At 36.3% G+C, this 13509-nt stretch carries 8 protein-coding genes; 2 read left to right on the top strand and 6 right to left on the bottom strand.

What is annotated here, in order from left to right:
* Positions 1-722: 722 nt before the first annotated feature.
* On the top strand, positions 723-1697 hold the full coding sequence (locus ACFINM_RS02480) for a tail fiber protein (protein ID WP_375611203.1): 975 nt from the start codon (positions 723-725) through the stop codon (positions 1695-1697).
* 1121 nt (positions 1698-2818) lie between these two features.
* Here the strand turns inward: ACFINM_RS02480 and ACFINM_RS02475 are convergent.
* From ACFINM_RS02475 to ACFINM_RS02455, 5 genes are all read right to left on the bottom strand, one after another.
* Complete coding sequence (locus tag ACFINM_RS02475; protein WP_375611204.1) at positions 2819-3652, bottom strand: heme ABC transporter ATP-binding protein; 834 nt, start codon at positions 3650-3652, stop codon at positions 2819-2821.
* Positions 3649-4746: a FecCD family ABC transporter permease gene (locus tag ACFINM_RS02470; RefSeq protein WP_375612958.1), complete on the bottom strand. Its 1098-nt coding sequence runs from the start codon at positions 4744-4746 to the stop codon at positions 3649-3651. Before ACFINM_RS02470 ends, ACFINM_RS02475 begins: the two co-directional genes overlap by 4 nt.
* A gap of 5 nt (positions 4747-4751) precedes the next feature.
* Positions 4752-5654, bottom strand: coding sequence for a hemin ABC transporter substrate-binding protein (locus ACFINM_RS02465; protein ID WP_375620711.1), 903 nt, complete (start codon positions 5652-5654; stop codon positions 4752-4754).
* A gap of 18 nt (positions 5655-5672) precedes the next feature.
* A complete protein-coding gene (locus tag ACFINM_RS02460; RefSeq protein WP_375640153.1) occupies positions 5673-6716 on the bottom strand; it encodes a hemin-degrading factor in 1044 nt (347 codons plus the stop codon).
* A gap of 263 nt (positions 6717-6979) precedes the next feature.
* A complete protein-coding gene (locus tag ACFINM_RS02455) occupies positions 6980-9157 on the bottom strand; it encodes a TonB-dependent hemoglobin/transferrin/lactoferrin family receptor (RefSeq protein ID WP_375620713.1) in 2178 nt (725 codons plus the stop codon).
* 241 nt (positions 9158-9398) lie between these two features.
* Between ACFINM_RS02455 and ACFINM_RS02450 the strand changes: the two genes are divergently transcribed.
* Positions 9399-10169: an energy transducer TonB gene (locus ACFINM_RS02450; protein WP_375640336.1), complete on the top strand. Its 771-nt coding sequence runs from the start codon at positions 9399-9401 to the stop codon at positions 10167-10169.
* A gap of 1014 nt (positions 10170-11183) precedes the next feature.
* Here the strand turns inward: ACFINM_RS02450 and ACFINM_RS02445 are convergent.
* The gene (locus tag ACFINM_RS02445) at positions 11184-13274 is read right to left on the bottom strand and encodes a lytic transglycosylase domain-containing protein (protein WP_375620714.1); all 2091 of its coding nucleotides are present in this window, start codon (positions 13272-13274) and stop codon (positions 11184-11186) included.
* Positions 13275-13509 lie beyond the last annotated feature (235 nt).

The following is a 13509-nucleotide window of genomic DNA, read 5'->3' as shown; positions in this document are numbered from 1 at the left end:
TTATTTCCAGTTTAATGAAAGTGTGGAGCAAATGTCCATATTGAATATATTCTCTGTGATACATTTAGATTGAACAAAAGCTTATTCAAAAAAAACATTGGTGCTAATCTTGTGACACAATTTCAGAAATCAATTGAATAAAATAGAACAAAGTATCTGCATGTGGATAAAAACATAATGAAGCATGCAAAAAATTTGAAGCTAATTTTTAAAATTTTAATACAAATGATAGCCAAAAGATAGAATTTCTTTGTTTAAAATATATGGTATGAAATATCGACGAGATAGATTTAAACTATTGAAAAAAATAAAAAAAGATAATGTTTAAGTCAGAAATTTTCTATGTGGATGATAAGTTATTACATTCAGTAATGGTTATATGAAATCCATAATAGGAAAAATTTTGGAAGTATTTATAAATTTTGCAACAAGATGCAAGATTGAAAAAATAATTATATAACAACAGCAAAGCAACAAAACAAGATATTAAGTAACATCAGATGAGGTGTTACATTATACATTAGAAGAGAAAGCATTAAGACTAATGTTATGAAAAGCGTCTGGTGAATTTAGGTTATAAAATTGGAAGGAGTGAAGAGAGATAAAATGCGTAAATAAGGATGGTGCAGTGGTTATGATGTACCAATAAACAGCGGCAGCACATTTTAGTGCACAGAACGAGAAGTTGTTAGAAAAACTATGAAAATAATGGGGGATTTAAAATGTCTAATATCTATGATTGGTCTCTAAAGGCTGATGAAAATGCTTATTCAGATAGTATCATTAATTGGGCAGAAGGACAGCCGCCTAGTTCTGTTAATGATAGTGCAAGGGCGATGATGCAGCGCGTGCGCGAATATCTTGCAGATAATGGTGGATCTATTAATTCAAGCTTTATAGTAAATTTGGAAGATAAAACAACATTAATTACCTTAAAGACAGTTTCGCCTATAAAGAAATACAACAATGATATCGTCATACGTTTTAAAGCTTGTGGTGTAAATATTGGCGTGACAACAATAACTGTTAATAATATAGGAGAAAAGCTTATCTATAAAGCCACTGATACGGGGGTTATACCATTAGAAGGTGGAGAATTTCAAACAGATGGCATTTATGAAATGGTATACAATAATGGTGTTTTAATAAAAGAGCATGAGGGTTGGTATTTATTAAACCCTACACCACCAAAGATAGAAAGTTTCCCCTCTGGATTCATTGCAACATTTGCTATGCAAAATGTGCCAAATGGTTGGCTTTTATGTGATGGTAAGGCCTATAAGCGTGAAGATTATCCGCAGTTATTCGAGGCAATAGGTGATAAATGGGGAAAAGACAGCAATAAAACTTTTAAAGTTCCTGATTTTAGAGGCATGTTTTTACGCGGCTTTGATAATGGTCGGGGTTTAGATGGTGGTAGAAAGTTTGCAGATGAACAACAAGATAGCATAAAATCACATACGCATATTGGGAGTATTGAAAACGCAGGCGAGCATGCGCATAATTTTGAGTATCAAGGGGTAGGATGGCCCGTTGGTGATATTGGGAGACTCCCGAATCATTATACTTATAATGCAACCCTGAAAGGGAGAACAGCTTCTGCTGGTGCACATACACACAAGGTAACTCTTTCCCATACGGGTGAGGCAGAAACGCGCCCTGTTAATACAACCGTTGTCTATGCTATAAAATCATGAGTATGTTTAAGTAATAATAATCTATACACCTTGATAATTTTGTTAACGCGGAGCAATTCCGCGTTATTTTCTATGCATATGAAAAGGAAATCTATATTGTTAATAGAATACTTGAGAGCGTCAAAAAACAATTTTAAAATGATTGAAAGAAAGAGTTAAGGATATAATTTATTTTATAATTATATGATAACATAGGGAAAATGTGTAAAAATCATTTAAACTGTGCCGTGAAGAGATCTGGAGATATATTTTTTCATAAGGTGTTTTGATAGGGGAAGGTAATAAAATTATTCAACCTGAGGCATAAAAAAGTACAATATTTTTAGCGTTTTTTGTGCAAAAATAGCATACCCCTGTATGAGTTAATTCATCTTATAAAGATATTTCTCACCTTGTTGTCGATTTCATTTCTTTGCATTCCATGGTAGGAGGCTTTATCTGTAAATGATAGTTCCCCTTTGAGTGGAATCATCATTATGCTTATGAAGCAGAAGACAAACGCTATTTCTATACTCTCTCCTCATCCCTATATTCCGCATTGTTTTTGCATTAGGGGGCTTACAAAAAGCGTTATTGAGTTTATTTTAAAGTTTTTATTCAATAGGTTAATTCTTTGTGATATGCCAATAAACAATTTTTTAATAGAGAGAGAAAAGTAAAAATATCATTGTAAATCAATATTTATTTATACAAATAAGCTAAAGTATATGTATTATAAAGAAAACATTACCATTAAAGCTACAAATAAATCTTTTATGCAGGGGAGAAAGGTACTTGATTTCTATATGGTCCTTAGAAGATATAATAATACACCCGTTATTATAACAAAGGCATTTATATGTATTTCTTGAATCATTTTTATAAAGATAAAAGTGATAGAAAGAGTGGGAAAACGCATGTTTATGTTGTATAAATTTGTATGATATAACAGTTTGATAACAAAACAAAACTTCACATGTTTTTAGTTACGTAAAATCTTAAAAGATTTTAAACTGGTGTTTTTTTCCAAAAATATCTTTAGGGTAATTGGTCTTCTTTTTTAATGACAGATGACAAAAAGGAGTTCATATGAAAATAAAAAAGATTCTTGAATATTTGCGTGTTTTATTTTGCTATGGACTTTAGTTTTTAGATTGAAGCCGATAGCCTAGAGATCTAATTTCATAGGAGGATGTCGTTTGAGGGAGTATAAAAGGGATATCTTCTTTAGGTAATTCAGAAACGTTTAAAGAACAATGATAAACATCGCGGAGATTTTGTGTTGTCAACACATTAGTTGCATTTCCTTCGCAATAAATCTCACCTTCCTTGAGCAAGATCATGTTATCTGCATAATGTGCCGCGAGATTGAGGTCATGAAGAACAGCAAGAACGCCGCCACCAGAATGAGCAAATTGTTTAGCAATATCCATAACGATGATTTGATGTTGAATATCGAGGCTAGCAATAGGTTCATCTAATATCATCCAGCGAGGAATCCCATTATGAACAGGTTTCCAGACTTGGCAAAGTACACGGGCAAGTTGTACTCTAGCTTGTTCTCCACCTGATAATTGGTGATAATACAGGTTGCCATAATCAGAAAGGTCAACGCACTCTAAAGCTTTCTGGATAAGATTTTGCAATTCGGCTTTGGCAATGCTAAATTGGTTTACAGAAAGGCCAAGCCCTACAACTTCATGGACTAAGAATGGAAATACGAGCGTTGTTGATTGTGGTAGTACAGCGCGCATTTTTGCCATTACATGAGTTTTTGTTTGGCATACATTATAACCATTTAAGGTTATTTTTCCACTGTAAGGAATTTCACCACTCAGAGCTTTGATAAAAGTACTTTTTCCTGATCCATTAGGACCAATAATAATGGTAAAAGCACCACTTTTAGCTTGAAGATTAATGTGTTTAAGAATCTGCTTCTTTCCGCGCTGAACACAAATATTTGTCGCTTCAATCATGAAAAGTCTGTTCCTCGTTTGCATATAAGGATCCATAGAAAGAAAGGTGCACCAAAAAGTGCTGTTACAATCCCAATCGGCAATTCAGCGGGGGCAACAATTAAGCGTGCAAACATATCAGCAAAAATAAGTAATGCTGCTCCCAAGAGAGCAGAGCAAGGAATGAGATAGCGATGATCAGGACCTATGAGCTGACGTAAAATATGAGGAACAATAATACCAATAAAACCAATACCACCACTGACAGCAACAGCACTACCGCACATAAGAGCAACAAGGGGAATAGCAATATTTTTGACGCGTTGAATATGGAAACCAATATGGCCAGCAACAGCTTCTCCAAGAGCAAGGGCATTAAGTGCTCGTGATAAAAAGGGAGAGAAAAGAAGACCAATAACGATAAAAGGGAGAACAAGCCATACTTTCAACCATGTAGCGCCCGCAAGAGAGCCCAGACTCCAAAAAGTGATATCACGCAGTTGTTGGTCATTTGCGACAAAAATCAATGTTCCGACAACAGCACTGCTTAATGCACCAAGAGCAATACCAGCAAGCAGCATGGTTGCAATAGAGGTAAAGCTGTTATGCGTTGCTATTATGTAGAGAATAATTGTTGATAAAAGTCCACCAAAAAAAGCACCTATGATAACTTTATAAGGCTCTAGAAAAGGTGCAAAAGAAACAGGAAAAGCAATGCCGACAACAATTGCTAAGACTGCTCCAAGTCCAGCACCTGCTGATACACCTACAATTCCGGGATCTGCAAGAGGATTACGAAAAAGCCCTTGCATAAGAACACCGGAGACAGCTAAGGCTGCTCCAATCAATAATCCCAAGATAACACGGGGAAGCCTTATGTCGATGAGCACGAGGTAATCACGCGTTTTACTACTTACCGAAAAATCTTGTGTAAGTATCACATGGAGGAGATCAACGAAAGAAACCTTTGCTGCACCATTCAAGAGCCCACCAAAAATACTGAAAATAAGGAATATTATTAAGCTTAATAATAAAATTTTTCCCTGCTTTGAACGGTTTATTTTTTTACCTTCTTTTTCTTTAGGTAAATGCATCCTAGATGTACCGTCTACCATTTTTATCAGCTCTTACCGTTTTGATGTGCACCATAAAGTATCTCAATAAGCTCTCTTGATGCATCTGCAGTACGTGGACCAAATCCCAAAAAATACATAGCATCCATCTGTTTTATGGCATGATTTTTCGCTGCAGTTGTTGCTTGAACTGCCGGTATGGCTAAAATCTTATCAATGCTGGTTGATCTTGCACCATGTTTTATAAGCAAAATAACATCAGGATCTGATTTCAATAATGCTTCGCCGTTGAGAAGTTTATATCCTTTATAATCGGTGATAGCATTGATAGCGCCTGAAAGTTTGATCATACTATCAGCTGCAGTACCTGTCCCAGATGCCATGACGCGTCCATTTTGCACAGAGAAAACAAAAAGAACACGCTTTGGTGTTGTTACTTTCGCCAAAAGCGCATCGTTGTCTAAAAAATTACGCTTCAATTTCTCAATTAACGCCGCGGCTTGCACTTCCCGATGAATGGCTTGACCAACGAGGCGAATCTTTTCTATCACATTTTCACGGGAGTAGTCTTCTGGTATGATCACCAGAGGTATTGATGTTTTTTTGAGAATATCAATTGTTGAAGCGGGACCACTTCCTTCAACAAGCAATATACCCTCAGGAGCAAGTGATAAAACCCCCTCAGGTGAAAGAGCACGCATATATCCAAGCACAGGAAGCTTGAGCGCTTCTTGTGGGTAGACGCTTGTACTATCACGGGCGACAAGTTGATCTTGGGCTCCCAATGCATAGACAATTTCTGTAAGTGCTCCGCCGATAGAAACAATTCGAGCATTTTCAGGAAAACGCGTTGCAGGTTCAGCAATTACTTGTTTAGAAAAACAAGTAAGAGAGAGCAGTAAACACGTAAGAAAAAGGTTTGATAACCTATGTAAAAGAGATATGAACATGTCTAACCTTATCTTATCTTAGTTACTGCTGTTTTCTTGGCATGATGGCAAACTATTCAATAAAGAACGCCAATCTTCACGTTCTTTTTGCCCCTCCTTGCGTACGCCAAAAAATTGAATAACCATCTCATCATCTTTATCGAAAACTTCAAGTGAACTGACATAACCATCACGGGTAGGTTTGCGAACATGCCATACTCTAGCAATCCCGGACGTGAGTAAATGAAGGTCAAATCTTGGATCAAGAACATTAAGCCAAGGTCCCATTTGCTTAATATTTTTTACAGTCCCACTAAAAATTTGAATACACCCTTTATTCCCAACAAAACACATGATTGGCAGTTCTTGTTGTGCGACTTGGTTAAGCATCATTTCAACAGCATTTACCTGTAATTCATCGGCAAATTCATTACCAACATATTTTACAGCATGATGTCGATTAATTTTAAATTCGGAAATAATTTTGTGAAGTTGGTGTACATCTGTCATTTTCCGCCAACGATCCCGAAAACTCTCAATATCCAATTCTGCTATGTCACATTGGGCTGGGAGAGAAACGGGAAGAATGTTAAGAACAGGAGACTGATCTTCAAGAAGGAGCTTTTCAACAAGTTTATTCCACTCTTCCATATTTGTCATATCTTTAGAATAGACCTTTAAAATAGCAACGCCATGTTGATCAAAGAATTGCAGACTTTTTGTAGGTTTTCCAAGAATAACGACATCATATTCAAAACCGAACTTCCATTGTTTTGTAAAAATACGCAAATCAATTTCACCAAGTGTGATAGGAATATGTTCGTTTTGAACAATTTTTTCAAAGCGTCCCGTTATTTCGTGAACAGCATATTCATTGCGAGTTAAGACCATGACGGTTCCAAGTCGAGGTGCATTTTCCAAGAGAGTAGCAACATCAGTTTGTAGCCTTTTTGCTTTTCCAATGGTACAATAAGCCGCAATAAGCTCCGCTTCAGATATACCAATCGAAACCGCAAAATCGCGGTTTCGCATTTCTTTTTTTTCTTCACGCAAACGAAGAATCATTTCAGCTGTATGTGCCATGAATTTACCTTATGTTACTTAACTCAAAAACTAACTTTCAAATTTTACAATTCCAAGGCAATAAATTAAATTCTTTTAAGAGTTCAATCTATCACAAAATAACACTCTATCGTCAACAGCTGAGCAATCAAAAAACGATAAAACAGAAAGAATTAAAACTTTTCTACCAAATCTTTGTAATTTTAAAGATGTTGAAAATAGAAACACAATAATTAATCCTTTTATCAATACGATTTTATTGACCGAATAATTAACAGAAGTGACTAAAACTTTTGTACAAACGACACCTTAAAGTTACGACCAGGCTGGCTATAATAATCTTTTGGTGTTGAACTTTTACCTGAAGGAAGTTCAGATACATTCCAATATTTTGTATTGAAAAGATTATAAACACCGGCTCTTAGAATAGGTCCCGTTTCACCGAATGGTTTCCACCACCCTGTCATATCAACGACATGATATCCTGGAATTTTTTGGTAATCAGATTCTCCGGCTACTTTGTCACGTTTAGCTGCCAAAGTAAGGATAATATCGCTTCCCCAAACCTCTTTTGCATATCCTAATCCGATAACTGCTTTCAAAGGAGGAATTGAGTTAAGATACTCCTTTTTATCAAGATCTTTTCCTTGTGAATAAGCAAGAGCAACATTGCTATGAAAACCATTTTTAAGAACTAAATGGGCTTTTGTCTCAACACCAAAAATTTGCACGTGAAAACGATTCATGTAATGCCGACGCGCAAATCTAAATTCCTCTGATGGCCCTCTATCCTCAGTATCTATGAAATTCTTATATTGATTGAAAAAGGCATTGAAGGAACCACCGAAATTTACATTTCCATACCGTAGACCAACATCATACCCATTGCTTGTTTCTGGTTGAAGATCAGGATTCCCTTTCACGTAATAAGCAGAAGGTTTGATATAAGAGACGTAAAGTTCTGAAATACGTGGTGCACGAAAAGCCTGTGCCCACTGAGCATAGAGCGTTACTTGATTACGAACATCCCACTCCACGCGTAATTTAGGAGAAAAGCGTGAACCACTTCTTTCTGGAGGGAATTTATCAGAAATCAGTGCTTTCTCATAAGAAGGTGTTTTCTGAGGAACATATTTGTACCAATCATACCGGATTCCCGGTGTTACACGAAAACGATCATCAACCAACCCAATTTCATCTTCAAAAACAAAACCTAAATTGTAACCATTTGTGTCTGGTGAATCTGATCGATTAGCAGGAACAAAAAGACATCCCCGAGCGTATTCTTTTATATGACAATTGTCTTTACCTAACAAATAGTGATGAAATTTAGATGACGAAACATTCATTACAAACTTTAACGTATGGTTTATAGTGCCAAAATCCACTTTTTTAAGGGCATCAGCATTGAAACCATAATTGATATTACGCAAGAAATTATCTCTCAAATAATCCCCTTTGGGAGCTGAAACACGAACGCCTGTCATAACGTAACGACTTGATTGCCTTTGCCAATAAAGCTGCCCATTAAACGCATCAAGAACTGCATCACCATTACCATTATAATTATAAGAAAGAGAAAAGCGCTCACGAAGTTTATTATCCTGCTCATAAACGGAACCTGGAGCGTATCTTTTAGACGAATTTAATTCATGTGTGTTACTATTATGACCAAAACGCTCTGCGGTAAAACCAAGGCGGTGATTATCACTCAAATATTGATGAATTTTAAAAAGCAAGTTATTTTTATCAAAGTGAGAAGGGTTTTTGCGCGTGCGTTCCTCATACCCTTCTACTGTTCCCATATTTTTGCGCTCATGACCTTCTACATAAGATCCTTGAAAAAGTAAAAATGTCCGGTAATTACGCACAGCAAAAGCTTGATCGATGCGCCAGCTGTTATCAACAGAATTATAACCACCTTTTATAAGGCTTCCCCAATTCTTTTCTTCCACGATCAGGTCTTCAGGATCAAGGGTACGCAACGCAATGATTCCCCCTAAGGCGCCAGAACCATAAAGACTAGAATCTGATCCTTGAATAGTATCAAACGTAGAAAGAGCATTGAAATCAAAAGTTGTGTTTCCACCTCCACCACGGAATATATCATTAAACCATGGAAGAGAAATACCATCCATTGTCGTAAGAACACGGTTTGCATCTAAACCCCGAATAACGAAACTGTTATTTTCTGAGTTATAGGATACGGAAGGATTAAGACGACTCACATCATAAACATCAGTTATTTGTCTTTCATCAATATTCTTGTTGGTCTTACGATCAGTCAGAATGGTTATTGAATTTGAAGCATCTTCTATTTTTTTTCCTTTAATAAGGATTGGTTTGAGTTCAGTGACAGCACTTCCATCTTTATTTTGTGCAAAAACAAATGAAGGTATACAGACCGATAATGCACTTAAAATTACACAGCTTTTATAGATATTTTTTCGTCTTATTTGCATAACACATCATAACCCTTTTAAACATCCCCTCTCTGTTTTGAAATTTTTAATACAAAAAGGCTGGACTCACTGATTAAAACTTGCCAGCCAAGTAGGAATGATTTTGACAATGGCACAAAATCATTAGAAGACCATATTAAACATGACAAAATCAGTCAAGAAAAAAGTTGCAATTTCAAAATAGCCTGTTTTAATGAGATTGAACACCAATATTAAGCTTAAAATAGTGGCAGAAGAAACGATGAATTTTGCAAATACGAAACAATTATTAACTCTTTGGATTGGTGCATTTATTGGGGCTTTCTTTTTGCATGTATTATTGGCAGCACAGTTTTATTTTCAAAGTACTGGTATAAGTAATGGTTTGCTCTCGTCGGAGATTATGCTGACTTTTATGCAAGAAACTGTATATCCGGATGTTGATACAGACTTGCCAGATATTCATAGAGAGTCGGATATTAATACAGAGCAAGAATTATTACAGTCTGATCTCCTAGAGCAGGAGTCAGAAGGATTGGAATCCGTGGATGAAGTTCAATCGGAAGAACCTCAGCATATAGTAGAACAAGATGACTTAAAGCCTTTGGAAGAACCCCTACCTCAAAAAGTGGAGCATAAAGCGTTTATCAAAAAAACAATACCGATGCCAAAGGCTGTAGTAAAGCGCTCCAATGCAAAGGCGGTACGTTCTTCTTCCATCAACAAGGGTGGCGGTACAGCAGGGCTTGAAGATATGTTGTTAATGGAGTGGTTAGCAAAGGTACAGTCACAATTAGAAAGGCAAAAAAATTATATTGTGGGACAGCGCACCAATCGTACAAAAGGAACGGTGAAGTTAGAATTTATGGTGCATGAGCAGGGGAGTATTTTTTCTAGTCGTGTAGCAGTCTCTGCTGGTGACCCGGAACTTGATCGATTAGCGATGGCAGCCCTTCGACGCGTTGGTTCTTTTCCACCACCACCACCATCAAAAGTGAATAAAACAATTAGAGTATCCCTAATATTTAGCTGATTTTTTATGCGGGGCGCTTTTCTTATAATATATTGATTTATAATGACTATTTATAATTTTAATGAAAGTTCAAATACAATTTATTCGAATTTTTTTGATGTTGAATCAATCAAAACCATCCGCTTACGTATGATACAAGTTGAGGAGGAGCATGGATAAAAAACTTCTAAGAAGCAGTGAATATACTTCTTATGAGTGCTCTAAATGAAAGGGCTTTTGCATCATTGGGAGTTAAGGGATGATAGAGCTATAGCTTTTATTAATTAAAGGTCTAATCGATTTTTATACCATTCGTGAGAGGATTTTCGTAAGTACTTTTCAGATACACCGTTGTGAAATGGACTTAGAAACATTAAAATAAAACAATAATATAAATAAGAAAAACATACTATTTGGGGATACTCTGTTTTGTGTGAAGGATGTGAGCTTATATGTAAAAATAAGAAAAAAAGCAAAGCTTCATCTTCATCATTAAAAGATATTGACATATTTAAAAGTCGTAGAACCGAATGAAAAGGGAAGGGGCAGAAGAGAATTGTTTGTCTTTAAGGCTTTCTAACTCAATGAGTCTGTCTTTCTGTTATCAGAGATAATCCAAACGATATATATAATAACGTACTCTTATTTGTTATAGAAATGTTATAAGCAGGAAAAAATAGTCTTAAAAGATGCTGTTTCACAAGATTTGAATATTGACTAATAAGCAACAGTAAAAGGATGAGCTATTTGTTTCACTCTTCTCTTATATTTGTAATCTCTATGATATTGTCGTCTATGTTGAGAAGAAATGAATTATTTGTACTACCTGTTGATTTATAATGATAATTCATCATTTTGTATTTAAAATAAAAGACCCAAATAGCGTAGGGTTTCCTCATTTCGAATTTATTAATACTGAATCAATTAAAATTACTTTCTTATACGTCCTAAGAAAGTGGGTATGGTACTATTTAAAAAGGAATAAAAACACTTCTTATCAACGCTTTCAAATGCTATTTGGGAAGTTAAGGCATATTATTTCCGTCGACCAGAAAGCAAGTCGGTTTTTATATCTATTTTCCCAGTGAGTCTTGCTTTGTAGACACCATAATTTTCCATGACACGCATCACGTAATTACGTGTTTCTGTATAAGGAATACGTTCAATCCAATCAATGACGTTATCGAGAGATTGACCTCGAGGATCGCCATAACGTTTTATCCATTCATTGACTCGACGGGGACCCGCATTATAGCCAATAAGAGTTAGTATATAGGATCCATTAAAACGTTCTAATTGTTCATTGAGAAAATGAGCACCTAATGTTGCATTATAATGAGCATCACTGCTAAATTTTTTAGGAGACCATGCGATTGAGTATTTTTTTGCCAGTGCTTTTGCTGTTGTAGGAAGCAATTGGAGTATACCTTGTGCACCTGCTTTTGATATGGCTGTTGGATTAAATTCGCTTTCTTGGCGTGCAATGGCATAGATAAGCGATTTTTCTTCTACAGAAATATTAGCAGAAGCTGGTATAGCTCCCAGAGGATGAGAGAGTGCACCGACATTTTTCCCCTGAAAAACAGCCATTTTTCCAATTTTGAGGCTGGTATAATAGTCTCCATTTTTTTCTGCCATAACAGCCAGAAGAGCTAATTCACCGGGGCTTTCTATTTTTTTTCCGAGCTCTCTATAAAAAATTTTAGCAAAATCAGCATAGCCGGCTGCTTCAAGACGTTGAATTGCTTTGATCGCTTTTCGTGCACTAAAATGTTGTCGCTCAGCGGTTGTTGGTTTGGGAAAGAAAACTTTAAGCTTTTTTTGGTTGAGTCGTGCAGCGGCTAATTGACCATAGTAAGTTGCACCAAAATGAGCTGCGCGATGAAAGTATTGCTGGGCATTTTGATGTTCTTTTAGCGCTTCTGCTGTTCGTCCCATCCAGTAATATCCACGTGATGCATAAAAAGGTAAAGAAGAGAGTTGAGGAATACGTGAAAAATGCTGCATTGCTAATTTAGGGTTATGAAGAAACCGTAGTGCATACCATCCTGCATGAAACTCAGCATCGATGGCTAATGCAGATGTTATACCAGTGTGCATTGCAACGAGTTGATAAGCAATTTTTGGTTTGTTTAAATCGAGCATTTCACGAGAAAGGGCGCGTTGTTCTTTCCACAATGAATGAGGGTTCATAAGGCGAAATGCATCTTTTGATGTTTTCATCATGAGTGCTGCGGCCGCATCATATTGCTCTGTTCGTCGAAGATGGCGTATTCGAGCAAACTGAAAAAGAGGATCTTTTTGCCATGATCTCTCTACAGCTTTTAATTTTTGTGTAGCTCTAGGATCATTTTTTTCAACGGCCACAAAAGCATTAAAAAGAGATTGAGCATGGGCTAATTTTGCAACGCGTGCTGCTGAATCAAAACGATGTGCATACAGCATAAACTGCATGCGTTTCAAATGATCAATAGGTTTTAATGTAGCGCTTGCATTTTTAAGAACAAATACTTCTTCTTTTGCATTAAGCTGTGTTTTATGCCACCATGGCGCAATAACGTGTTGAGCACGAGTGGTTTGTCCCGTTGCGATAAGTGCTTTAGCGAAAAGAGCCATCCCTTGTGCTGTTTGGGGCGGGTGATGAGAAAATTTTTGGATGATTGCGCGTGTGACGTTGGTTTCGTTAAGAAAAGCACGTTCAGCATTGCGTTGCATCGTTTCTATACCTGGCCATCCTTTTAGCATGTTGATTGCATTAAATATTTCAGAACTGGATATATTAGCTTGGTTTGACACCCCCAGCGCCCATGTCAAAATATGACGATCAAGGCTATGTTTTTCCATTGAATTACGAAGATTTATTGTTTTTGCAATATTGTTGTTTGCTAGTGCATCTAGCCCAGTTTTCAGTTGCTGAAGTGTAGCAGTATTGTGTGATGTTGTGTGTGTCTGTTGAAGAGATTCTTGAGCTTCTTTTGCGGTAAAGGGAGTAGGGCGAACCAAAGGGATTGGTACTTTCCCTTGCAAAAGGGGTGTTTGCGCGTATGCACTTGAAAATAAAATTCTTATTGCCAGTATAAGTGCAGTAAAGGTTGATACGAAAAGAGAGGTGGAAAATACACGCATAGAGAAAAGACCTTGAGACCTTGCTTTTTGTAAAAACTTAAGGATTTATAGAACACAAGCATGAAAAACGCGTTAATATAGACGGCTTATTTTAAAGAAATGTTCAACATTTAAGGAGGGACATTTTCATCTTATGGGGGCTTTTTTTGAAATTCATCTTGCTTCAATGATAGAGCAAGATTATGCTCTATTTAAAATTTATAAAAGGCGATTATTAAAAAAATAAAAGCAAACA

It is taken from the genome of Bartonella sp. AA168HLJHH (assembly GCF_042197365.1).
Taxonomy (GTDB): Bacteria; Pseudomonadota; Alphaproteobacteria; order Rhizobiales; family Rhizobiaceae; genus Bartonella.
Note: the sequence above shows the minus strand (reverse complement) of the source record. Positions and strands in the feature narration are given on the sequence as shown.

Excerpts from the sequence above, each read along its gene's own strand:
- ACFINM_RS02470 (WP_375612958.1), bottom strand. The coding sequence starts at position 4,746 with ATGGTAGACGGTACATCTAGGATGCATTTACCTAAAGAAAAAGAAGGT.
- ACFINM_RS02480 (WP_375611203.1), top strand. The coding sequence starts at position 723 with ATGTCTAATATCTATGATTGGTCTCTAAAGGCTGATGAAAATGCTTAT.
- ACFINM_RS02465 (WP_375620711.1), bottom strand. The coding sequence starts at position 5,654 with ATGTTCATATCTCTTTTACATAGGTTATCAAACCTTTTTCTTACGTGT.
- ACFINM_RS02460 (WP_375640153.1), bottom strand. The coding sequence starts at position 6,716 with ATGGCACATACAGCTGAAATGATTCTTCGTTTGCGTGAAGAAAAAAAA.
- ACFINM_RS02450 (WP_375640336.1), top strand. The coding sequence starts at position 9,399 with ATGAATTTTGCAAATACGAAACAATTATTAACTCTTTGGATTGGTGCA.
- ACFINM_RS02475 (WP_375611204.1), bottom strand. The coding sequence starts at position 3,652 with ATGATTGAAGCGACAAATATTTGTGTTCAGCGCGGAAAGAAGCAGATT.
- ACFINM_RS02455 (WP_375620713.1), bottom strand. The coding sequence starts at position 9,157 with ATGCAAATAAGACGAAAAAATATCTATAAAAGCTGTGTAATTTTAAGT.
- ACFINM_RS02445 (WP_375620714.1), bottom strand. The coding sequence starts at position 13,274 with ATGCGTGTATTTTCCACCTCTCTTTTCGTATCAACCTTTACTGCACTT.